Origin of the sequence: Pseudomonas fluvialis (assembly GCF_002835605.1) — a bacterium.
In the GTDB taxonomy this organism is placed as follows: Bacteria; Pseudomonadota; Gammaproteobacteria; order Pseudomonadales; family Pseudomonadaceae; genus Aquipseudomonas; species Aquipseudomonas fluvialis.
On the sequence record NZ_PIYS01000003.1, the window covers coordinates 342,641 to 364,970 of the forward strand.

The 22,330-nt window shown below is 60.8% G+C and carries 17 protein-coding genes; 3 read left to right on the forward strand and 14 right to left on the reverse strand.

Features of this window, described 5'->3' with window-relative positions:
* The first annotated feature begins 33 nt into the window (after nt 1–33).
* Both CW360_RS03475 and CW360_RS03480 read left to right on the forward strand, forming a co-directional pair.
* Complete coding sequence (locus CW360_RS03475) at nt 34–960, forward strand: ABC transporter ATP-binding protein (protein WP_093985407.1); 927 nt, start codon at nt 34–36, stop codon at nt 958–960.
* The gene (locus CW360_RS03480) at nt 957–1,718 is read left to right on the forward strand and encodes an ABC transporter permease (RefSeq protein WP_101192759.1); all 762 of its coding nucleotides are present in this window, start codon (nt 957–959) and stop codon (nt 1,716–1,718) included. The genes CW360_RS03475 and CW360_RS03480 overlap by 4 nt, the downstream gene beginning before the upstream one ends.
* A 7-nt stretch (nt 1,719–1,725) precedes the next feature.
* Here the strand turns inward: CW360_RS03480 and CW360_RS03485 are convergent, their stop codons facing one another.
* The gene (locus CW360_RS03485) at nt 1,726–4,641 is read right to left on the reverse strand and encodes an EAL domain-containing protein (protein WP_170307348.1); all 2,916 of its coding nucleotides are present in this window, start codon (nt 4,639–4,641) and stop codon (nt 1,726–1,728) included.
* 137 nt (nt 4,642–4,778) lie between these two features.
* Nucleotides 4,779–5,438 (reverse strand): transglutaminase-like domain-containing protein, encoded by a 660-nt coding sequence (locus tag CW360_RS03490; protein WP_101192761.1) that lies wholly within the window; start codon nt 5,436–5,438, stop codon nt 4,779–4,781.
* Nucleotides 5,439–5,573: 135 nt separating this feature from the next.
* On the opposite strand from CW360_RS03490, the gene CW360_RS03495 reads away from it, so the two are divergent.
* Entirely contained in the window at nt 5,574–5,990 is a 417-nt protein-coding gene (locus tag CW360_RS03495) for a PA2817 family protein (protein WP_101192762.1), read from the forward strand.
* A 60-nt stretch (nt 5,991–6,050) separates the two neighbouring features.
* Here the strand turns inward: CW360_RS03495 and CW360_RS03500 are convergent, their stop codons facing one another.
* The 12 genes from CW360_RS03500 to CW360_RS03555 all read right to left on the reverse strand — a co-directional run bounded on the left by CW360_RS03500 (nt 6,051) and on the right by CW360_RS03555 (nt 22,151).
* Nucleotides 6,051–8,408, reverse strand: a complete 2,358-nt coding sequence (locus tag CW360_RS03500; protein WP_093985402.1) for an efflux RND transporter permease subunit — start codon at nt 8,406–8,408, stop codon at nt 6,051–6,053.
* Between the two features lie 21 nt (nt 8,409–8,429).
* On the reverse strand, nt 8,430–9,515 hold the full coding sequence (locus CW360_RS03505; RefSeq protein WP_101192763.1) for a WD40/YVTN/BNR-like repeat-containing protein: 1,086 nt from the start codon (nt 9,513–9,515) through the stop codon (nt 8,430–8,432).
* A 195-nt stretch (nt 9,516–9,710) separates the two neighbouring features.
* Nucleotides 9,711–12,374 (reverse strand): aminopeptidase N, encoded by a 2,664-nt coding sequence (pepN, locus tag CW360_RS03510; protein WP_101192793.1) that lies wholly within the window; start codon nt 12,372–12,374, stop codon nt 9,711–9,713.
* A 99-nt stretch (nt 12,375–12,473) separates the two neighbouring features.
* Complete coding sequence (locus CW360_RS03515; RefSeq protein WP_101192794.1) at nt 12,474–13,310, reverse strand: DUF2797 domain-containing protein; 837 nt, start codon at nt 13,308–13,310, stop codon at nt 12,474–12,476.
* Entirely contained in the window at nt 13,310–13,582 is a 273-nt protein-coding gene (locus CW360_RS03520) for a YeaC family protein (RefSeq protein ID WP_093985400.1), read from the reverse strand. The genes CW360_RS03515 and CW360_RS03520 overlap by 1 nt, the downstream gene beginning before the upstream one ends.
* Before the next feature lie 20 nt (nt 13,583–13,602).
* Nucleotides 13,603–14,463: a rhomboid family intramembrane serine protease gene (locus CW360_RS03525; RefSeq protein ID WP_101192764.1), complete on the reverse strand. Its 861-nt coding sequence runs from the start codon at nt 14,461–14,463 to the stop codon at nt 13,603–13,605.
* Nucleotides 14,460–15,446: a metallophosphoesterase gene (locus tag CW360_RS03530; protein WP_371870538.1), complete on the reverse strand. Its 987-nt coding sequence runs from the start codon at nt 15,444–15,446 to the stop codon at nt 14,460–14,462. The genes CW360_RS03525 and CW360_RS03530 overlap by 4 nt, the downstream gene beginning before the upstream one ends.
* Nucleotides 15,446–16,333 carry an NAD(+) kinase gene (locus CW360_RS03535; RefSeq protein ID WP_093985398.1) on the reverse strand — a complete coding sequence of 296 codons (888 nt, stop codon included), beginning with the start codon at nt 16,331–16,333 and terminating at the stop codon, nt 15,446–15,448. Before CW360_RS03535 ends, CW360_RS03530 begins: the two co-directional genes overlap by 1 nt.
* Nucleotides 16,334–16,418: 85 nt before the next feature.
* A complete protein-coding gene (locus CW360_RS03540) occupies nt 16,419–17,528 on the reverse strand; it encodes a cyclic nucleotide-binding domain-containing protein (protein ID WP_101192765.1) in 1,110 nt (369 codons plus the stop codon).
* Nucleotides 17,521–18,444 (reverse strand): 1-aminocyclopropane-1-carboxylate deaminase/D-cysteine desulfhydrase, encoded by a 924-nt coding sequence (locus CW360_RS03545; protein WP_101192795.1) that lies wholly within the window; start codon nt 18,442–18,444, stop codon nt 17,521–17,523. The genes CW360_RS03540 and CW360_RS03545 overlap by 8 nt, the downstream gene beginning before the upstream one ends.
* A 26-nt stretch (nt 18,445–18,470) precedes the next feature.
* The gene (locus tag CW360_RS03550; protein WP_101192766.1) at nt 18,471–19,838 is read right to left on the reverse strand and encodes a chromosome partitioning protein ParA; all 1,368 of its coding nucleotides are present in this window, start codon (nt 19,836–19,838) and stop codon (nt 18,471–18,473) included.
* Between the two features lie 276 nt (nt 19,839–20,114).
* Complete coding sequence (locus tag CW360_RS03555; protein ID WP_101192767.1) at nt 20,115–22,151, reverse strand: NADPH-dependent 2,4-dienoyl-CoA reductase; 2,037 nt, start codon at nt 22,149–22,151, stop codon at nt 20,115–20,117.
* Nucleotides 22,152–22,330 lie beyond the last annotated feature (179 nt).

The following is a 22,330-nucleotide window of genomic DNA, read 5'->3' on the forward strand; positions in this document are numbered from 1 at the left end:
TGCAGCCCCGTTTCAGACTTCACGGAGCAGCCTGTGTCAGCGGTTATCGCCATCCAGCAGCTGTCAAAAACCTATGCCTCGGGGCACAGCGCCCTGCGCCAGGTCGACCTGGAAATTCAGCGCGGCGAAATCTTCGCCCTGCTCGGCCCCAACGGCGCGGGCAAGACCACGCTGATCAGCATCATCTGCGGCATCGTCAACCCCACTAGTGGCCAGGTACTGGTCGATGGCCAGGACATTGTCCGCGACTACCGTGCCGCGCGCAGCCAGATTGGCCTGGTACCCCAGGAACTGGTCAACGATGTGTTCGAGACCGTCAGTGCCTCGCTGCGCTTCAGCCGCGGCCTGTTCGGCAAGAAGCCTGACCCTGCCTACCTCGAACAACTGCTACGCGACCTGTCCCTGTGGGACAAGCGTGACGCCAAGATTTTCGAGCTATCCGGTGGCATGAAGCGCCGGGTGATGATCGCCAAGGCGTTGGCCCACGAACCACGCATTCTATTCCTCGATGAACCCACCGCTGGCGTCGATGTCGAGCTGCGCCGTGACATGTGGGAAATGGTACGGCGCCTACGCGAGCGAGGCGTGACCATCATCCTGACCACTCACTACATCGAGGAAGCCGAGGAAATGGCCGATCGCATCGGCATCATCCGCAAGGGTGAAATCATCCTCGTCGAGGATAAGGCGCTACTGATGCGCAAGCTCGGCAAGAAACAGCTGAGCCTGCAACTCAAGCAACCACTGGCCAGCCTGCCGGGCAGTTTGCAGGGCTTTGCCCTGGAGCTCGACGCACAGGGCCAAGTGCTGCGTTATCACTACGATGGCCAGCAGGAACACAGCGGCATTGCCGAACTGCTGCGTACGCTGGACGAGGCGGGTATCGAGTTTGGCGACCTGCAATCCAGCCAGAGCTCGCTGGAGGAGATTTTCGTCAACCTGCTGAGGGAGTCGGCATGAACCTCTATGCCATTCGCGCTATCTACCGCGCTGAACTCGCACGCACCTGGCGCACGCTGATGCAGAGCATCGCTACGCCGGTCATTTCGACGTCGCTGTATTTCGTGGTGTTCGGCTCGGCGATCGGCAGCAGCATGACCCAGGTACAGGGGATCAGCTACGGTGCCTTCATCGTCCCCGGGCTGATCATGCTCGCCCTGCTCACCGAGAGCATTTCCAACGCCTCTTTCGGCATCTACATGCCACGCTACTCGGGCACCATCTACGAAGTGCTCTCGGCCCCCGTCTCACCTCTGGAGATCGTCATTGGCTACGTCGGCGCGGCTGCGACCAAGTCGATCATTCTTGGTTTGATTATTCTTTGCACTGCACGCCTATTCGTCAGCTTCGAGATCGCTCATCCGCTGTGGATGGTGGCCTTCCTGCTGCTGACGGCCATCACCTTCAGCCTGTTCGGCTTCATCATCGGCCTCTGGGCAGACGGCTGGGAGAAACTGCAGATCGTACCGGCGCTGATTGTCACCCCGCTGACCTTCCTTGGCGGCAGTTTCTACTCGATCAGCATGCTGCCACCCCTCTGGCAGCAACTCACCCTGTTCAACCCGGTGGTGTACCTGATCAGCGGCTTTCGCTGGAGCTTCTACGGCGTTACCGACGTACCTGTCGGCATCAGCCTGGGCATGACCCTCGGCTTCCTGGCGTTGTGCCTGGCTACCGTGTACTGGATGTTTCGCACCGGCTACCGGCTGAAAAGCTGACCTGATCTCAGCGTGGCAAGGTAGCCGTAGCTGCCACCAGTGCCTGTGCCTGGTAGCCACGCAACAATTCCAGCACGCCCTGCGCCGGCAGTGGCCGGCTGAAATGGTAGCCCTGCATCTCGTCACAATCATGCTGCGCCAGGTAGAACAGCTGCGCCTGGCTTTCCACACCTTCGGCCACCACGCGCAGCCCCATGCGATGCCCCAGTGCAATGACCGAAGTGGCAATGGCTGCCGCACGCAAGTCCGTGGTGACATGTTCGACGAAGCTGCGATCGATTTTCAGGTAATCCACGGGCAGCCGGCTAAGGTAGGCCAGGCTTGAGTAACCGGTGCCGAAATCGTCGATCGACAGCTTCAGCCCCATCTGCTTGAGGCGAGCCAGCACACCCAGTGCCTGCTCGGGATTTTCCATAAAGATGCTTTCGGTCAGCTCAAATTCCAGGCAATGCGCCGGCAGCCCTGTCAGTTGCAACACCTCGGCCACTCGCTCGGGGAAGCCAGGCTGCTTGAGTTGGTCAACGGAAATATTCACCGCCATAGTCAAGGCTGGCAGCCCTTGCTCCTGCCAGCGCCGGCTTTGCTGGCAGGCTTCCAGTAATACCCAATCACCCAGCGCATGAATGAGGCCACTCTCCTCGGCTACCGGGATGAATGCCTGCGGCGAGACATATTGACCGGTACGCACATCGCGCCAGCGAGCCAGCGCTTCCACCGCATGGATACGCCCGCTGGCAATCTCGACCTTCGGCTGGTAGTGCAATTCCAGGCCACCCAGGCTCAATGCCTGACGCAACGCACTTTCCAGGGCCAGACGCTGCTGGGCGCTGATATCCATTTCATTGCAATACAGGCGCACGCGCTCGACCGGCGATTGCTCGGCATGGTGCAGGGCAATATCCGCATTCTTCAGCAATACTTCGAAGCCGCCGGTAGCACCCTGCAAAAGACTAATCCCGGCCTTGGGCGTCAGTTGCAGCTGATGCTGCTGCAACAAAAAGGGGCGTGACAAGGCATCGACCATGCGCGTGGCACGCTGCAAGGCATCCTCGGCATCGCGTACCTGGCAGAGCAATACACTGAACTGCCCACCCTCCTGGTGCGAAACGGTGTCCTGGGCTTTTACACAGTTTTTCAGGCGCCGGCCGACCTCACGCAATACCTGGTCACCAACGGCCCAGCCCAGGCTGTCATTGATGGTTTTCAGTCGGCCAATGCTCAGCGACACCATAGCCAGCGCCGGGTGCAACTCACCGGCTTGCTGGCTGGCCTGGGTAAACCGTCGCGCCAGCAACTGGCGATTGGGCAGATTGGTGGTCTGATCGTAATAGGAGACGAAGTCCAAACGCTCGGCGATGCGCTTGTGCTCGCTGATATCCAGGTGGATATCGATATAGTGGGTAATCTCTCCCTGCTCGTCACATACCGGGCTGATCGACACCAGTGCCCAGTAAAGTTCACCATTCTTGCGCTTATTGAGCAGTTCACCCATCCATACCTTGCCGCCACGAATGGTATTCCACAAATCCTGATAATTGCTGGAAGCGGTTTCTCCGGAGCGCCAGACACCAGCCTTGTGACCAATCAACTCATCCTCCCGGTAGCCGGTCACCTTGGCAAACTGCGGATTGATGTACTCGATGATGCCATGTCGATCGGTAATCAGCATGGCCGCCACACTCTGCTCGATAGCCGTGTGCAGTTTATGCAACTCGCGTCCCTGCACGGCACGGCGCGCACAATCGGCGAGCAGTTGCTCGCGCATACGCTCGAAGGCCTGGCCCAGCCGGCCCACCTCATCGTCCTGCAGTGCCGCCAAGGGGTGATCCAGCTGACCGCCGGCAATCTCGTTGGCAGCCAGGGTCAGGCGCTGCAAGGGTTGCAGGATACGCTTGCGCAGTAGGTGTACGGCCAGGCTGAACAGGGCAAACAGAGCAATGAATGCGAGCAGAACCAGTTGTCTTGCCCATACCGCATTGCGTCGCAACTGTTCGACATTCTCTTCGAACTGCCGGCCCAGGCTGCGCGACATCTGGTGCACGCTCTGGATAGCCAGGGTGGCCTGGGTAAACCACTGCTCGGCGGTTACCTGATAGGCTTCCTCGCGTCGGCTGCTAGCCAGGATATCGGCTCGCAGCTGGTCATAAACCAGCATTTCGCGTTCGAAATGCAGACGCACCTGCTGCAACCCCTGCCGCCCTTGCAACTGGTCAAGAATTGCCTCTGTGCGCCGCCGCGCCTGCTCCACCACACTGCGATGCTCATCCAGTTGGCGCTGCTCGGCGAGCGTCAGCGGCGAGCGCCGCGACAACACCACGACCAGCAGGGCACGCTCACGGCCCAGGTATTCACCCATGGTGAACAACACATCCTTGATAATCGGCTGCGAAGCATAACTGTAGATGTTGTCTTCCAGCGGCAGCATGCTCACCCCAGCCAGGCTGTGCAGCACCTCGATCATGCGACTGCTGTCACTGATCCATTGGCTGCTTTGCAAGGCCGGCCGCTGCCCTGTCACCGCGGCAGCCACAGCCACGCGGCGCGACTGCAAGGTGCTCAGCATTTGTGCAAGACGCTGCTGGTACTGGGCAAGCGGGTGTCCGGGGGAAAGCTCTACCAGCTCGTCGAGTAAACGGCGTAGCTGTTCATGCTGGCGATCAACAGCTCTGCGCTGCACCTGCACACGCAACCACAGACCATCATCCGGAGCATCCAGGCTGGCCAACAGGCGGGCGGTAAGCCCCCGTTCGACCGCCAGCTCCGCGCTGGCCTGCTGACTGGTATCGACCAGGCGATTGCTTTTCTGCAGCCAGTCGACCGCCAACACCTTGGTATGGCTGTCAGCCACCAGCCAAAGGCCCAATGCCCCCAGCAACAACGCCAGCATCAGGGTCAGCAGGAAAAACAGGTTTCGTATCGACATGCGCTCACTCGTTCCGGACTCGGGCCGCCGCCATTTCACCCACATCACAGCCTGATGCATGGCAGTTTGCGATCTTCTGGGTATTTTCACAAACCCGATCACCCAGAGCGATGCGACCGATGCGCCGAGGCTGATGCTCAGGCGCCACGCACCTCGCCGAGTAAATCCCCCTGTAGCGCGCCTGGCTGCGCACTGAACAGGTGTGGGTAGCAGCTCTGCAAGTGCCCCAGAAACAACTCCAGCGGCAGGTCGCTGAACTGCCCGTGATCCCGCAGGTACTCCATGTAGCGGCTACCCGCACTATTGAAGGGATAGAAAACGCTGTCCTGGCGACCATCGAAGTCCAGTGGCGCCACGTTGAAAGCGCGACAAAGCGCAGCATTGAAAGCCGGCGTCGCCTTGACCCAGCGCCCGTCCAAGTACAGCTCGGTATAGCCATGCATGGCAAACACATCCGTGCGCAGTAGCTGCAGCAAACGCGGCGACGACAGGTGATTGCGTACATCCGCCAGGCCAATACGTGCGGGAATGCCGCAGTGGCGCGCGCAGGCCGCCAGGAGTAGCGCCTTGGGCACGCAATAGCTTTCCCCTTGCTGCAACGCATGACTGGCCTTGAGCGTGGCCGGCTCACTACTGAAGCAGTAAGGGTTGTAGCGCAACTGGTCACGCACTGCGTAGTACAGGCTGACCGCCTGCTCGCGCGGAGCAGCCTGAACGCCACGGTGCTGCTCGGCGAAGGCTTTTACCGCCGGGTGCTGACTATCGATGTACTCGGCGGGTTGCAGGTAGACATGCATGGCAACGCTCCTCTGTCTCCGCCAGTCTAGGACGACAAGCGGCAAGGCCCCCAGCGCCGATCATGCCAAGTTGTCCGCCTAACAAGCCAGGGCCTTGCGTATAATTGCCAGCCCTACTTTTCCACGGATCGCGCCATGACTGCCAAAGACACTGCCCTCGACTATCCCCTGGCTTTACTAGGCCACCTGCGCGGTATCCTGCAGGCGCTGGGCGACGCCGAGCAGATCGAGGACGATAGCCATGCCCTGTTCCTTGAGCGCTATGACGAACTGCTGGAGCAACTGCGCCAGGAACCGGTAGCCAGCCAGTACCTGGGCCAGGAACTGATCTGCCAGATATTCCAGCGCTATCCGCAGATTGCCCACCTGGTACCGCGCGACCTGCTGTGGTTCTTCGCCGGCGACTGCCTGCACTACATGCCGGACGAGGAAATCGCCTTGTACCAGCGACTCGATGAACGCCGTTTCGAAGCCGAAGCCAACGATGAACCCTTCGACTGGCAACACGAGAAACAGTGGCTGCTCGAACAGGCCCAGGGCGCCCCGCACTGAGCGGGGCCGGCCATAAAAAACGCGACCCGAAGGTCGCGTTTTTTATGGCCGGGTCATGGCTTACGCCTGACGCAGCTTCTCCGGTTTGATCAGGAAGCGGGCCAAGGCCGGCAACAGCCAGATCGCCCCGAACATATTCCAGAGGAACATGAAGGTCAGCATCAGGCCCATGTCGCCCTGGAACTTGATCGCCGAGAAGATCCAGGTCGCCACGCCAATCGCCAGGCACACACCGGTAAACAGTACCGCCTTGCCGGTGGACTTGAGCGTTTCGTAATAGGCATCCTGCAAAGCCATACCCTGGCGCAGGTAGGTTTCCATGCGGCTGTAGATGTAGATGCCATAGTCGACACCGATACCCACACCCAGCGCGATCACTGGCAGGGTTGCTACCTTCACGCCGATGCCCATGTAAGCCATCAGCGCATTGCCCAGTACCGAAGTCAGCACTAGCGGCAGGATCACACAGAGCGTGGCAGCAAGGGAGCGGAAGGTCAGCAGGCACATGATAACCACCGCCGCATAGACAGCGATGAGCATGGTGGTTTCCGACGAGGCAATTACCTCGTTGGTAGCGGCTTCGATGCCCGCGTTCCCCGCTGCCAGGAGGAACTCCAGGCCGTCTTCGTTATGCTCCTCGGCAAACTGCTTGGCGACTGCAACGGTACGTTCCAGCGTCTCGGCCTTGTGGTCGTTGAGGAACACCAGTACCGGCGCCAGCGAGCAGTTGCCGTTGTACAGACCTTCGGCACGCGCAATGGAGTTGTTCAGCACGTCCTGGTTGCGCGACAGGGTTTCCCATTTCAGGTTGCCCTCGTTCATGCCCTTGATGACCTGCTTGGACACGCTCACCATGGATACCGCCGACTGCACGCCCTCGGTGTTCTCCATTTGCCACATCAGCTGATCCATCGCCGACAGGGTCTTGTAACTGGAGCAACCTTCTGGCGCCGTCTTGGCCATGATCACCAGCACGTCCGAGCTGGTCGAGTAGTTGCGGATGACAAAATCGTTATCCAGGTTGTAGCGCGAGTCGGGGTGCAGCTCGGGAGCGCCCTGGTCAAGGTCACCGATCTTCAGATTCTGGCCATACCAGATGCCGCCGCCCAGGGCAGCCAGCGCCACCACCACGGAAATCGGCGCCACCAGGGGGTGGGCGAAATTGGAGATCAGGCGCCAGAACGGATGATTCTTGCTGGCCTCTTCACGACTGATGCGTACGGCTTTCTGGCTGATGCCGATATAGGAGATGGTCACCGGCAACAGGATCAGGTTGGTGAGGATGATCACCGCCACACCGACCGAAGCGGCAATGGCCAGCTCGCGGATCACCCCGATATCGATCAACAGCAGGGTAATGAAGCCGACGGCATCGGAGAGCAGCGCCACCATGCCCGGAATGAACAACTGGCGGAAAGCCCGACGCGCAGCCGTCAGGGCATCGGGCGCATCCCCCGAGGCCATGGCAATACCATTGATCTTCTGCACCCCATGGGAAATACCAATGGCAAACACCAGGAACGGCACCAGCATCGAATAGGGGTCAAGACCAAAGCCCAGCACATTGAGCATGCCCAGCTGCCAGACCACGGCAATCAGTGTGGTGCACACCACTGCCAGGGTGCTCTTGAAACAGTGGGTAAACCACAACAGCAGGACAAAGGTAATGGCGATAGCCACACCGAAGAACATCACCACACCGATCAGGCCATCGATCAGGTCGCCGACCTTCTTGGCAAAACCGATGATGTGCACCTTCACATTGGGGTTCTGTGCCTGGTACTTCTCGCGAATTTTCTCTTCCAGCTCATGGGAAAACTGCTGGTAGTCGAGCTTGATCAGACGGCTCTGATCCTGTGGATCCGGGTAGGACTCGAGCAGCGGGACATCAATGATGCTCGACTTGAAGTTGTTGCCCACCAGGCGGCCGACCTGACCAGACTTGAGTACGTTGTTACGCAGCTCTTCCAGACTCTCCGCGGAACCGTCATAGGTCTGCGGAATGACCTCGCCACCATCGAAGCCTTCTTCGGTGACCTCGGTCCAGCGAACGTTGGGGCTCCACAGCGACTTCATGCCAGAACGATCGACGCCGGCAATGTAGAACACCTCGTCATTGATCTGACGCAGGGTCTCCATGTACTCCTTGGTGAAGATATCGCCATCCACCGCTTCCACCGCAATACGCACCGTGTTGCCCAGGTTGGACAGGTCGTTGCGGTGATCCATCATGTTCTTGATGTAGGGGTGCTGCAGGGGAATCATCTTCTCGAAGCTGGTCGACGGACGAACCTGCGCCGCCTGGTAAAACAGGAACAGGCTGATCAGGGTACAGATCAGGATGACCGCCGGACGATTATTGAAAATCAGACGCTCGAGAAAAGGCGCCGGCGTGTGTTGTTGCTTGTTGATGCTCATGGGGCAAACTCCCGGCCTTTATTATTGTTGATCCAGTTCACTGCCATTGGCCGTGGCGAGGTGTACGCCGCCCTGACCAACCAGGATCAAGCCACCATTGCCGGCACTGGCTACTCCCGCCAGCGGCAAGCGGTCGGCACGGTTGATAACCGTGAAACTCTGGCCGGCATCACGACTTAGCAGCACGCTGCCACCATGGCCGACCACAACCAGCTGCCCGTCTTCCAGCAGTGCGCTGCCGGCCAGGCCAAACTCCAGCGGGCCGTTCTCCGCTTCCAGGCGAATCGCCTGCCAGCTGTTGCCGAAGTCACTGGAGCGGAACAGATGGCCACGCAAGCCGTACACCACCAGGCTACCGGGCTGCCCAGTGGCACCCACACCAAACAGCGAGCCTTCATAAGGGCTGGCAACAGTTTCCCAGCTCAAACCCCAATCGGCCGAGCGATACATCAGCCCCAGTTCACCGACCACGAACAGGCCGCCCCCCTCCACATAGGTCACCCCGTTAAGGTGATAAGCATCGGGATTGTCCAGGCGTTCGCTGATCTCTTCCCAGGTCTGACCACCGTTGTTGGTGGTCAGCACAGCACCGTAGGCGCCCACGGCAAAGCCCTGCTGGCGGTTGCGGAACCAGACATCCAGCAACGGCGCCTCGCGTTCGAGATCACGGTACTGACGTTGCCAGGTCTGACCACCATCACGACTGGCAAGGATTTGCGCATCGTGGCCAACCGCCCAGCCATGCTGGTCATCGACAAAGAACACGCCGGTCAGCATCTGCCGAGTAGGCACTTCGGCCTGCTGCCAGTTTTGCCCCTGGTCATCGGAGAAAAGGATGTGGCCACGATCCCCCACGGCCACCAGACGATTGCCGGCACGCACTACGTCGACCAACAGGCTGTGCACGGCACGCTCGGAAGGCACGGCGTAACCAGGCTTGGCAGGCGCAACGGCCTCAGCCTGCACCAGCGCTGGCAGGCTCAAGCCGGCCAGCAGGGCCAGCAGCGCGCAAACCTTGCTCAGTGGAAGCAGACGACTGGCTGTCGATGCGGCTACGGGCTCCATGCCCACATCGAATCGCGTGCGCCGCAAGACGGGCTCACTCATACACCTTTCCCCCTTATTGTTATAGGTGAATCTGCATTCGGGCAGACGGGCTATCCTATAGGCCTAGGCAAAGCCCTGACAATCAACCCGTCGTTATGTTTTGTTAAGCGTAACCCCGCATGCTTGAGCATTTCCGGCACTTTTCCCGGGTTTGCACATCAACACGCCGCACAAATGCCGGTCGCCACTCCGCCGTCAAGCCGTACGCAGGCTTTTGTCGAGCACCTCGAAGACATCGCTGGACAATGATCCACTGTCGCGGATACGCAGCAACTCGTTGCGCATCAACGCTTGGCGCGGCGCGTCGTAGCGTGCCCAACGTGTCAACGGAAGCAACTGACGGGCAGCAATCTGCGGATTGAGGCGATTGAGGGCAATCACCTGGTCAGCCAGGAAGCGATAGCCGGCGCCATCGGCCGCATGGAAATGCACCAGGTTCTGGTTGGCAAAGGCACCGATCAGTGCACGCACCTTGTTGGGATTCTTCAGACTGAACGCCGCATGGTTCATCAAGGCCTGCACGCGCGCCAGCGCACCAGGACGCTGGCAGGCCGCCTGTACACTGAACCACTGATCCATGACCAGCGGATTATCGGCAAAGCACTCGGCAAACTGGGCCAGCGCACGCTGCGCGGCTTCCTCGGCGGGGCTGTTGACCAGCACCGCGAGAGCCGCCAGACGCTCCGTCATATTGTCCGCCGTCTCGAACTGCTCGACACAGGCGGCCAGCACTTCGCCACGATTGCACAGCATCAGGTAGGACAGCGCGATGTTCTGCAGGCTGCGCCGGGCAAAGTGCGCGGCCTCGGCCTGATACGGCGTGCTGCGCGACACCTGGCGGTTGGCCTGATAACGCGCCCACAGCGGCTCAAACAGTGCCTCGGCCAGGCGAGCACGGGCAAACTCGCGGGCCGCATGGATAGCCTCGACATCCGCCTGCTCAGCCAGCTCGGCCAGGTAGCCTTCGCCGGGCAACGAGAGCATCTCGGCCACCATGGCCGAATCCAGGCTGTGGTTTTCCAGCACACTGCGCAGCGCCGTAACCAGCCTCGGATCGAGCAACATGGGCTCGCCACGCTGCTGCTGGCCGATCAGCTCCTGCAACACCTGCACGGCCAGTTGCTGGCCGGCTTCCCAGCGATTGAAGCCGTCGGAGTCGTGCTGCATGAGGAACATCAACTGGTCGCGGCTGTACGGGAAGCTCAGCTTCACCGGCGCGCTGAAACCGCGCAACAACGACGGTAGCGGCTGTTCGGCCAGATTGACGAAGGTAAACGACTGCTGCGCCTCGGTAACTGAAAGCACACGCTGAACGCCCTGCGCCTGCGCTTCGCCGGCCAACTGCAGGGGCAGCGCGTTACCCTGGGCATCTAGCAGCCCCAGGGCAACCGGAATGACAAACGGCTGTTTTTCCGACTGCCCCGGCGTGGCCGGGCAGCTTTGTGCAAAGGTCAGGGTATAACGCTGCGCGAGCGCATCGTAGTGGTCACTCACTACCAACTGCGGCGTACCGGCCTGACTGTACCAGCGCTTGAACTGGGTCAGGTCGACGCCGCTGGCATCCTCCATGGCCTTGACGAAGTCGTCGCAGGTTACCGCCTGGCCGTCGTGCCGTGCGAAGTACAGGTCGGAACCCTTGCGGAACAGTTCGGCGCCAAGCAGGGTATGGATCATACGCAGCACTTCCGCACCCTTCTCGTAGATGGTCAGGGTGTAGAAATTGGAAATTTCCATGTACGCATCCGGGCGCACCGGATGGGCCATCGGGCCGGCGTCCTCGGCAAACTGGTGGGTACGCAGATAGGCCACGTCTTCGATTCGCTTGACCGTGCGCGAGTGCATATCGGCCGAAAACTCGGCATCACGGAACACCGTGAAGCCTTCTTTCAGGGACAACTGGAACCAGTCGCGACAGGTCACCCGGTTGCCTGACCAGTTGTGGAAATACTCGTGGGCCACCACTGCCTCGACGCGCTGATGGGCCGCATCGGTGGCCGTTTCGGCCCTGGCCAGCACACAGCTGGAGTTGAAGATATTGAGGCCCTTGTTCTCCATGGCACCCATGTTGAAGTCGTTGACCGCGACGATCATGAAGATGTCCAGGTCGTATTCGCGCCCGTACACCTCCTCGTCCCACTTCATCGACTTTTTCAGGCTGTCCATGGCGTGCTGCACCTTGTCGATGTTTTCCGGCTCGACATAGATGCGCAGTGCCACGTCCCGCTGGCTCATGGTGGTAAAGGTGTCTTCGACACACCACAGGTCGCCGGCAACCAGGGCGAACAGATAGGCCGGTTTTCTGAACGGATCTTCCCAGGTCGCCCAATGGCGCCCCCCCTCTTCCGTGCCGCTGGCAATCGGGTTGCCGTTGGACAGCAACACCGGATAGCGATGCTGTTCGGCGCTGAGCGTGGTGGTGAATTTACTCATCACGTCGGGGCGATCGAGGTAGTAGGTAATCTTGCGGAAGCCCTCGGCCTCGCACTGCGTACAGAACATGCTGCCGGACTTGTACAGGCCTTCCAGCGCGGTATTGCTTTCCGGGTGGATACGCACGCTGCTGTCGATGACGAACTGCTCGTGCGTCGGCTGCAGGCTCAACTGGCTGTCGCTCAGTTGGTAATCACCCGCCACCAATACCTGGTCACCCAGTTTCAGCTCCAGCAACTCCAGCTGCTGGCCATCCAGTACCAGCAACGGAAGGCCAGCGCCCGCCTCGGGGTTACGCCGCATCACCAGTTGGGCGTGCACCAGGGCGTGGTCCTCGAACAGCTCGAAGGTCAGGTGTGTCTCGTCAATCAGGTAGTCCGGCACCTGATAGTCCTTGAGGTAGATCATCTTCGGTTGTTCGGTACGCATAAGGGGAGCCTCGTCCAATTCGAGTAACAGCGCTGAAAACGGGAGGCTGAACGCCTCATTCATGCGTTCAGCCTCCAGCGTCAAGCGCTCTTTTCGTCTTTAAGCGGCAATCTCGTGGATCGCCAACTGGTAAGCGGTGTATTTGCGGATATTGATGACACCGCTGTCGAACATCAGGTACTGCCCCTTGATGCCCAACAGGGTACCTTCGGCGACAGGATCTTTGTCCAGGTTGAAACTGTTGATCTTCGCCGGGTAGGCCGTGATCGGGTACTGAATGGTCGTGACAGCGACGTCATACACCGGCTGGATGGCCTGCAGGCCAAAACGCTGCTGCAACGCGGCGATACCCTCCGCACAACGCGCAAACAGCTGCTCACGCAGCGCCGGCAGGTCGACAGGCTCGGCATCCCCCTTGAGCAAGGCACGCCAGTTGGTCTTGTCGGCTACCTGGCTACGCAGCAGATCTTCGACAAAGCCCGACTGCTGACGGGTCGCTACGCGCATGATCGGCAAGGCCTGGCTGGCGCCCTGGTCGATCCAGCGCGTCGGCACCTGGCTAGCCCGGGTAATACCCACCTTCACACCACTGGAGTTGGCCAGGTAGACGACATGATCGGTCATGCAGAACTGCTCACCCCAGGCAGGCTCGCGACAGGTGCCGGCCTCATAGTGGCACTTTTCCGGGCTCATGATGCACAGGTCACACTGCGCCAGCTTCTGCATGCAGGGATAGCAATAACCCTGGCTGTAGCTGCTCTTGGTCTTGCGCCCACAATGGCAGCAATGGATGGCGCCCAGGTATTCCAGGCGTACGGTTTTACCCAGCAGGCTGTTCAATAGCAGCGGCTGCTCACCCAGGTGCAGGGCATACTGCACCGGCGTGTCCAGTTGCGTATGCATCTTGTGCAGTGCGCCACGCGCCAGCTCCTGTATCAATGCCGCGTCCCCGAAGCCGGGGCAAACAGGGCGTTGCTGGCTGCCGCCTGCTTGGCCTTGGATCCACATTCCTGGCCACCCATGTAACCGGTACGCTCCTCCTCGGGCAGGTTGTGCTGTTCCCAGGCGATCATTGCCTGCAGAGTCAGCTCTTTCTGCTCACGGGTCAGCAGGCGGCCATCCGGCCACTTGCCGATCTCTACCGCCTGCTTGAGGTTCTGGTAGATCTCCGGGGTTATGTTGGCAATCATCTCGGCAAAACTGCTCATTGCATTCTCCTCGCCCTCTATCAATTCGTTCGCCGCGCCCAGAGCCCTGCCAGAAGGCCCAGCAGGCAGCCCAGCAACAGGCCGCCGACATGCGCGGCATTGGCTATCTGGCCAAACCCAAGGGCAGTGATCAACCCGCTCAGGCACAACAACAGCCAGACCAGCATCATCACCAGCACCCCGGCCGGCAGTTGCAAGCCGGCCTGCGGACAGAGGCGCTGATACCACCAGCAATAGCCCAGCAACGCATAGAGTACCCCAGACAGGCCGCCAAACAGCCCAGGCCCGCCAATCAGATACTGTGCCAGGTTAGCCACCAGGGCGCTGCTCAAGGTCAGCCAGAGCAGCGTCCAGCCGCCTCTGGCCGCCTCGATACGTCGCCCCAGCTCCCAATACCACAAGCCGTTCATGGCCAGGTGTAACAGCCCAAAATGCACCAGGGCGGGAGTCCACAAACGCCACCACTGGCCTTCGGCCAGGCTGTCCTGCAACGGCAGGAAATACAGATGGCGCTCATCAAAAGTAAAGGCCTGAAAGTTCAGCCAGGCGAGCACCTCGATGCGCTCACCCAGCCCGCTGAGCAGTGCGACCAGCAGGCTCAATGCGAGCACCAGCAGGCTCACAGGTGCCTGCAGCAGACGCTGTTTCAGACGCGGCGCCGGAGACGACGCCGTATTGTGCTGCGGCAACCACTGCGGATCCTGCTCGTAGCGCTGATAGAGCATCTCAACCTGCGCCACCCAGGCCTGCTCGGGCACCCACAACACCTGTGCACCGCCCTCTTCGGTAAAACGATGCGGCACCTGCAACTGCTGCAACTGCCGGGCAAAACCGACCAGGTCATGATCCAGGGGCCAACGACGCACCACTACCCCGCTCATTGCGGCAACTCCGGGCGTTCTACCTCGACCCAGCAGAACTTGCCGGGGTCCAGCTGGCGCTCCTCATCGAGCCGATAGGCCACCAGCTTGCCGAACTTCACTGCGCTGTAATCCAGGCAGGCCAGGTTGGGACGAATCGGCGCCGGCCGCCCCTGCCGCCAGTAATGCCCCACGAACAACAGCGGCTCATCGGCCCCATAGGCCAGCAGCCGGCTACGCTCGCCCGGTCCCAGGGGCATGGCTGCCACCGGCTCGGGCAACGCATCGGGCTGGAAGACCACATCACCATAGGTGCGCGGAGCCTCTTCCCAGAACTTGGTGCGGAAGAAACGCCGGGTATAGCCGTCACCACTGGTCAAGGTCATACCCGCAGGCAATGGCAGGTCAGTACCACGCAACAACCGCTCGAACACCTGGCCAGCCAGGCTGCCTGGTAACGCGGCCTCGGCAACAAACGCCTGATCAACCTGCGCATTGGCAAAACGACCACGTAACTGGTCAATCAACTGTTGATCCCAACAGGCATGCACCAGGCGGAAATGTGCGCCCTCCAGCAGTAGCGGCAACTGCAGGAACCAGTCGAGGAAAGCCTGCCAGTCCACGGGATGCGCCTCGAACTGCTGCTGGGTTTCGCGGATCAACCGCGCATGCCGCGGCGTATGCTCGCGCACAAATTGACACGCGCTATGCGGCGGAGCCGGCGTGTGCCAGCCAAGGGCGTTGAACTCATGATTACCCATGATGCACAAGGCCTGCCCGGCCTCGACCATATCGTGCACCAGGTGCAGCGCTTCGCGGATACGCGGCCCACGATCGATGATATCGCCGAGAAACAGCGCCTGTCGGCGCGGGTGCTGCCAGACACCCCGCTGGCGCTTGTAACCCAGCTGCTCCAGCAGGCGCTCCAGGGTATGTGCACAACCATGCACATCGCCGATCAGGTCGTAGCCACGCCCTGCCTCGAGCACACGCGGAGTGTCCATCAATCGCCTCCGCCCAGGCGGCTCCCCCAGCCCAGCTTGGTGCGGCAGACCTCGTAGTAGTTGTGGTCGAGCGGATGGATCAGCTGCAGCTTCTGGGGCTTCTTCAACACCGTGATGGTATCGCCGGGCGCACAGGTAAAGTGATTCTGGCCGTCACAGGATACCTGCGGGTAGATCGCGATATTCGGCGACACCACGATACGCAGTTCGCTGTTGCTGTCGACCACGATCGGTCGGCTGGATAGCGTATGCGGATACATCGGCACGACCACAATCGCATCCAGCTTGGGATGCATGATCGGCCCGCCGGCCGATAGCGCATAGGCGGTCGAGCCAGTAGGTGTGGCCACGATCAACCCGTCGGCCTTCTGACTGCAGACAAAATGCCCATCGATATACAGCTCGAATTCGATCAACTGGGTCGACTTGCCTGGGTGCAGCACCACATCGTTCAGGGCGTCACCCTGACCTATCGCCTCACCATGCCGACGCACCTCGGCCTCCAGCAGAAAGCGGTTCTCCACCAGGTACTGGCCATCCAGCACCTCGGCAACCTTCTGTTCGAGCTCATCCGGGCGGATATCGGTCAGAAAGCCCAGGCTACCCCGATTGATCCCCAGTACCGGCACCTTGTGACGTGCCAGCGCCCGCGCTGCACCGAGCATGCTGCCATCGCCGCCCACCACGATCACCAGATCGCAGACTTCACCGAGGATCTTCCGCGAGCAGGTCTGCAGGCCATGCCCTGGCAACACTTCGGCAATGGTGTCTTCAAGAATCACATGCAGGTGGCGGTCGAGCAGGAAGCGTTTGAGACGCCGGATGCTATCAAGCACCTGGGTGCTGCCGAGGCGGCCAATAATGCCGATATTGCGGAACTGCTCCATGGGACCCCTGCCTGCCACACCGCCCGAAAAGGGCTCGATTATGGGCGAAAGCACGATCCCTCAGCAAACCGGCAAACGCCCTGGATCAGGCACTACGCTCGATGCGTCCACCACTGCGCGCCAGGTAGCCGGCACCGTTCTCGCTAAGCAGCGCATCGCGTTGCAACGCCGGCAGCGCGTCATAACCATCCCGTAGGGCATAGGCACTGAAACCCAGCTGAGCCAATAGGTAGACGGCATTGGCACTGCGCTTGCCGCTGTCGCAGTAGCAGATGTAACTGCGCTCCTTGTCCAGCAGGCGTGCCTTGAGGCGCAGCAGGTGCAACGGCATGTTCAACGCCTGAGCTGCATGCGCCTGCTGGTATTCATCCTGCAGGCGCACATCCAGCCAGGCCGCCCCCTGCGCCAGCAGACGCGAGGCTTCGCCCAGCGACAGCTGATCGACTACCGGCGCCTTGAGCAGCGCTACGAAATCCTGGCGATCCAGGCGCAACAACAGGCTATCTTCCAGCAGCGTGACGCTGGCATTGCGCGGACGATCGGCCAGCAGGGCTTCTTCACCGAAACAGGCACCCAGCTCCAACTCGGCCAATACCTGGCGCTGGCTGTCGCTGCCACGTAATACCTCGGCCCGCCCCTGCTTGAGGAAATAGCAGCAATCGCCCTGCTCACCTTCCTGTAGCACCACACTGCCCGCCGGCAGCGTCACCGGCTGCAGCCGACCCAGCATGGCACGCACGTTGGCGGGAGGAACACGAGCAAACAACGGATTGGCCAGCAGGCGCTGTAACCACTCAAGATCCTCGCCATCCTGCTGCAATTCCAGCAACAACCCCTGCAAGGCGGAATGCCAGGTCAGTAGACGAGTCAGCGTGGCACTGTCCAGCGCCAGCACACTGACGTCACTCAGGGCTCGAGCCTGCTGCACACGCGGCAAGGCCGGCGACAACGGATGGCAGCTGGCAACAGTGCCAGCCTGCAGACGCTCCTCGCAGCCATCAGCATCTTCCAGTAGCAGCTCGCCACTGAGCAGGTAATAGGTCGTGCGCGCCTGATCGCCGCGGCGGAACAACAATTGCCCGGCCAATACATGCTGCGGCACCAGTTGCGTCCGCAACTCGCGCCACTGCTGCTCGGAAAGCATGTTCAGCGGCGTCAAACTACGCAACTGAGCCGGGGTCAAGGCGTCATTCATCACGGGCTTCCTGCGGGTTGCACCCTTGCCGATCACCGGCCTGCAGGGCGCGCGCGCCTTGCAAACCGCCACTGTGCAGCATGACCAGGCGGGTTCTTGGTGGAAAGTAACCCCGCTGCACATATTGGCGCAATGCCAGCAAGGCCTTGCCGGTATAAATCGGCTCCAAAGGTATACCGCTATGCCGGGTAAAATCACCCATGCACTGCAGCAGCTCTGCATTAACTCTAGCAAAGCCTCCCAGGCTGGCATCCACCAGCCGATAACCACCTGCCGGGCAGCCTGCCTCAGCCAGCAACGCCTCGATCTGCCGCTGTGGCTGATAACGCGGCGGCACCGCCAACGCACCCCACAATGGATGCGCGCCCTGCTCGGCCAACACCAGGCCGGCCAAGGTTGTGCCACTGCCCACAGCAAGCCACAGCGCGTCATAGTCAGACCAGCCAATACCTGCCAATCCGGCACGCAGGTGCTCGATAATCATCGCGCAGCCCGACAGGCCAGGTGCACCGCTGCCACCTTCGCCAATCAGCAGATAACCGGGATAGCGTGCCTGCCAGGCACGCCAGAAAGATTCATGGTGGCGCTGACGATAATCTCCGTGACTCAACCAGTGCAGGGTCATACCCCAAGCCTGCAGATCCATTACGGTAGGCGTCTGCTGCGGCTCGCCGCGCAGCAAACCGACACAGGGCAAGCCCTGTTCCTTAGCCAGTGCAGCCAGAGCATGCAGGTGATTGGAGTGTGCGCCGCCCACGCTGAGCAGGCCACAGGCACCCTGAGATAGAGCCAGCTGCAGGTAGCCGGCCAGTTTGAACGGCTTGTTGCCGGACAGCACGGGATCCAGTTGATCCAGACGCAACACGGCCAGCTCAACACCGGCCTGCTGCAACCAGTCGCTATTCACCCGCTGCAACGCTACCGGAACATCACGCAGCAGGTTCAGGCCTGGCTTTTTACCCGAGAGGCAACCTTGTGGCGTGAGCAGCAATTGCTATCCCCATCGACAAAACGGCTAGGCGTGTCGACCCGATCCAGGGGCATCGCACACCGCTCGCCATTGGCCAGACTGGCCTCGCACGTCGGCTCCTGATAGTGCGCCAACCACTTGCGATACTGCCCTTCGGCCACAAAACACTTACTGGCTGCGTAGCCTACCGGGTTGTCCTGATAGCGCGCCATGTCTTGCAGAGGGATGGTCAGGTGCCCCGCGCCCGGATGATAGGCGACGAACACCACGCCTAGTCGCGACAGACGCTCAAGTATCTGCTCGCCGCCCTGGCTGGCCAAGTGCTCGCACTGCTGGCGCAGACGCTGGATTTCCGCCTGCGCCTGAGCATCCTGTTCATGGCGATAGGCCAGCTCCATGTCGCGAATGGCAATCTGCTCCTTGTACTCGACCACGGCCGCACGCACCTTGGCCTGCAGCTCGGCCTCGTACTGGCTGCGCAGGCTATCGTTTTCCGTTTGACCGCTGTGTTCGATGCTGCGCAGTTGCTCCTGCATCTCCTGGCGCGCTTGGGCAAAACTGTCACTCTGCGCCTGAATCTGCTGTTTGAGGCTCTGATTGAGTGCCTGCTGCTGTTTAAGTTGTTGCTGGAACTGCAACAACTGCTCCTGCAACGGTGCCAGCTGCTGCTCAGCAGCCAGCCGTGCCTTGGCCAGCTCTTCCTCATGCTGGGCGATCAGGCTGGTGATGCGCAGTCGCTGCTGCTTGATCAACTGGGCGGTTTTCTGGCGATGCTCCTGCTCCAACTGCTCGGCCAAGCGCGCGGCCTCCTCGCGCTCGGCGTCCGGCTTGGCATACCAGCGATCCTCCGAGGCCACCTGCAGACGGCCCAGTTCAACCGGCGCACTGTCTTCCTCGACCAGCACACCGAGGTTGTTGCGTTTCACGGCATCGCGCAGCAGTACCAGATCATTCTGGGTGGGTGCCAGGCTGGGATCCCAGAGGTGCATCTGGTGCCAGGACACCGGGCACTGGCTGCGGCAGGCCAGACGAATCGGCCCTGCCCCCAAATCCGGGCCACGGCCGGCCTTCTCCGCCAGATGACGCAGCGGGATGTTCCAGCCGGTATCGGCTCTCCCCTGCTCGTCGAAGTCCAGGTAGAACAGCACCAGCGAGCGAATCAACAGCCGCGGATTGATCAACACATAGGCCGCCCGCATCTGCCGGTCAGCAAACTCGGCAAAGTTCACCACGCCATCGAGCATGGCCTCAAACTCGGGATAAAACATCTCCTTGCAAATGCCGCGCTCGTTGAAGAACAGCACGGCCTCAACCATCTGCGGTTTGCTTTGCACGCTCATGATCATCTCCAGACTCGACCGTCCATCCGCTCGGACAACAACGGTCAGCCATAGTGCAACAGGCAAGTGCGTCGCTACTAAGGTTCAGCGCAGGTTCGCCAACCCGGCTCGCCCTCGGTGCCTTGACGCTTTTTCAGCGAGTCTAGGGGAATTGCCAACGCGGGCAATGTGACCCGGTTGGCAGGCCTCCGGAGCGGAGTGCCTGGCCAACAGGTCGACAGGAAAAACTGTGATGCGGGTCAGGCCAGCCCACCACGCGGCAGGCTGGCCTGCAGGTCACAGGCTGGCCGCCAGGCGCGAGCCCTGGTTGATGGCACGCTTGGCATCCAGCTCGCTGGCCACATCCGCGCCACCCGCCAGGTGCACGTTGACACCGGCAGCCTGCAGAGCCTCCTGCAGCTCACGTTGCGGTTCCTGACCGGCACAGATGATGATGGTATCTACCGGCAGCACCTGCGGCCCGCCACCGGCTACGCTGATGTGCAGGCCGGCATCATCGATCTTCACGTACTCGACACTATTGAGCATCTGCACATTCTTGCTCTTCAGCCCGGCGCGGTGAATCCACCCGGTGGTCTTGCCCAGGCCATCACCCACCTTGGTTTTCTTGCGCTGCAACAGGTAGACCTCACGCGCAGCGGCATGCGGCTGCGGCTTGACCCCGGCGATACCACCGCGCGCATTGAGACCCAGATCGATGCCCCATTCCTTCCAGAAGGCCTCACGATCCAGGCTGCTCGATTCGCCTTGATGGGTGATCAGCTCGGACACGTCAAAACCGATACCACCGGCACCGATCACCGCCACCTTCTGACCTACCGGCTTGCGCTCGAGAATCGCATCGAGGTAACTGATCACCTTGGCATGCTCGATACCTGGAATAGCCGGAGTGCGCGGCACGATACCGGTGGCCAGGATCACTTCGTCGTAGCCGCCGGCAATCAACTGCTCAGCCGTCACCCGGGTATTGAGGCGCACGTCAACGCCGGTCTGCTGCAACTTGTTGGCAAAGTAGCGCAGGGTTTCGTAGAACTCTTCCTTGCCAGGAATCCGCTTGGCCACATTGAACTGTCCACCCACTTCGCTGGCGGCGTCGAACAGGGTCACGTTGTGTCCGCGCTCTGCCGCTACGGTAGCCGCCGACAAACCCGCAGGACCGGCACCGACTACGGCAATCTTCTTCACCTGAGTGGTGGGGATATAGTTCAGCTCGGTCTCATGGCAGGCACGCGGGTTGACCAGACAGCTGGTCAACTTGCCACCGAAGGTATGGTCCAGACAGGCCTGGTTACAGCCGATACAGGTGTTGATGTCCTGGCTGCGCCCTGCAGCAGCCTTGTTGACGAACTCGGGGTCGGCCAGGAAGGGGCGCGCCATCGACACCATATCCGCATCGCCTTCGGCCAACACCTGCTCGGCAACTTCCGGGGTATTGATGCGGTTGGTGGTGCACAGCGGGATATTGACCTGACCCTTCAGCTTGGCGGTCACCTTGGTGAAAGCGGCACGCGGCACCTTGGTAGCGATGGTCGGGATGCGTGCCTCGTGCCAACCGATACCGGTGTTGATGATGGTGGCGCCGGCCTTCTCGATGGCCTTGGCCAACGTGACAATCTCGTCCCAGTTGCTGCCACCCTCGACCAGATCGAGCATCGACAGGCGATAAATAATGATGAAGTTCGGGCCGACCGCCTCGCGCACGCGACGGACGATTTCTACCGGCAGGCGCATACGGTTCTCGTAGCTGCCACCCCAGCGATCAGTGCGCTGGTTGGTGTGCGCCGCGAGGAACTGGTTGATGAAGTAGCCTTCCGAACCCATGATCTCCACGCCATCGTACTCGGCCACCTGCGCCAGCTTGGCGCAATTGACGAAGTCGGCGATCTGCTTCTCGATGCCTTCTTCATCGAGCTCACGCGGTTTGAAGGGATTGATCGGCGCCTGGATGGCGCTCGGCGCCACCGACTTGGGGCTGTAGGCATAACGTCCGGCATGCAGGATCTGCATGCAGATCTTGCCATCCGCCTCATGCACGGCGCGGGTCACAATCTTGTGCTTCTCGGCCTCTTCAAGGGTCGTCAGCTTGGCCGCCCCGGAATACACCCCCCCCTCTTCGTTCGGGCCAATGCCGCCGGTCACCATCAGGCCAACGCCGCCACGGGCGCGCTCAGCAAAATAGGCTGCCATGCGTTCGAAGCCGCCCGGCTTTTCTTCCAGACCCGTGTGCATCGACCCCATCAGGGTACGGTTCTTCAAGGTGGTGAAGCCCAGGTCCAACGGAGCCAGCAGGTTCGGGAAATATGCAGCAGTCATGAAAGTCTCCACAGCAGGCGAACGGCGTTACACGGGATAGCTGCAGCGTCGCGGCGCTACAGTCGGTTATGGCATAGACGATAATCAGCCTTCCTGACAGCCTCAATGACCAAAAATAACAAGTTAATGATCTTAAGAGACACGCAGCTCTTGGCTTTACCAGACACTTCTCCTACCCT

What these genes read in the sequence shown, in the direction of transcription:
- CW360_RS03480 (WP_101192759.1), top strand. Translation starts at nt 957, where the DNA reads ATGAACCTCTATGCCATTCGCGCTATCTACCGCGCTGAACTCGCACGC.
- CW360_RS03485 (WP_170307348.1), bottom strand. Translation starts at nt 4,641, where the DNA reads ATGTCGATACGAAACCTGTTTTTCCTGCTGACCCTGATGCTGGCGTTG.
- CW360_RS03490 (WP_101192761.1), bottom strand. Translation starts at nt 5,438, where the DNA reads ATGCATGTCTACCTGCAACCCGCCGAGTACATCGATAGTCAGCACCCG.
- CW360_RS03495 (WP_101192762.1), top strand. Translation starts at nt 5,574, where the DNA reads ATGACTGCCAAAGACACTGCCCTCGACTATCCCCTGGCTTTACTAGGC.
- CW360_RS03500 (WP_093985402.1), bottom strand. Translation starts at nt 8,408, where the DNA reads ATGAGCATCAACAAGCAACAACACACGCCGGCGCCTTTTCTCGAGCGT.
- CW360_RS03505 (WP_101192763.1), bottom strand. Translation starts at nt 9,515, where the DNA reads ATGAGTGAGCCCGTCTTGCGGCGCACGCGATTCGATGTGGGCATGGAG.
- pepN (WP_101192793.1), bottom strand. Translation starts at nt 12,374, where the DNA reads ATGCGTACCGAACAACCGAAGATGATCTACCTCAAGGACTATCAGGTG.
- CW360_RS03520 (WP_093985400.1), bottom strand. Translation starts at nt 13,582, where the DNA reads ATGAGCAGTTTTGCCGAGATGATTGCCAACATAACCCCGGAGATCTAC.
- CW360_RS03525 (WP_101192764.1), bottom strand. Translation starts at nt 14,463, where the DNA reads ATGAGCGGGGTAGTGGTGCGTCGTTGGCCCCTGGATCATGACCTGGTC.
- CW360_RS03530 (WP_371870538.1), bottom strand. Translation starts at nt 15,446, where the DNA reads ATGGACACTCCGCGTGTGCTCGAGGCAGGGCGTGGCTACGACCTGATC.
- CW360_RS03535 (WP_093985398.1), bottom strand. Translation starts at nt 16,333, where the DNA reads ATGGAGCAGTTCCGCAATATCGGCATTATTGGCCGCCTCGGCAGCACC.
- CW360_RS03540 (WP_101192765.1), bottom strand. Translation starts at nt 17,528, where the DNA reads ATGAATGACGCCTTGACCCCGGCTCAGTTGCGTAGTTTGACGCCGCTG.
- CW360_RS03550 (WP_101192766.1), bottom strand. Translation starts at nt 19,838, where the DNA reads ATGAGCGTGCAAAGCAAACCGCAGATGGTTGAGGCCGTGCTGTTCTTC.
- CW360_RS03555 (WP_101192767.1), bottom strand. Translation starts at nt 22,151, where the DNA reads ATGACTGCTGCATATTTCCCGAACCTGCTGGCTCCGTTGGACCTGGGC.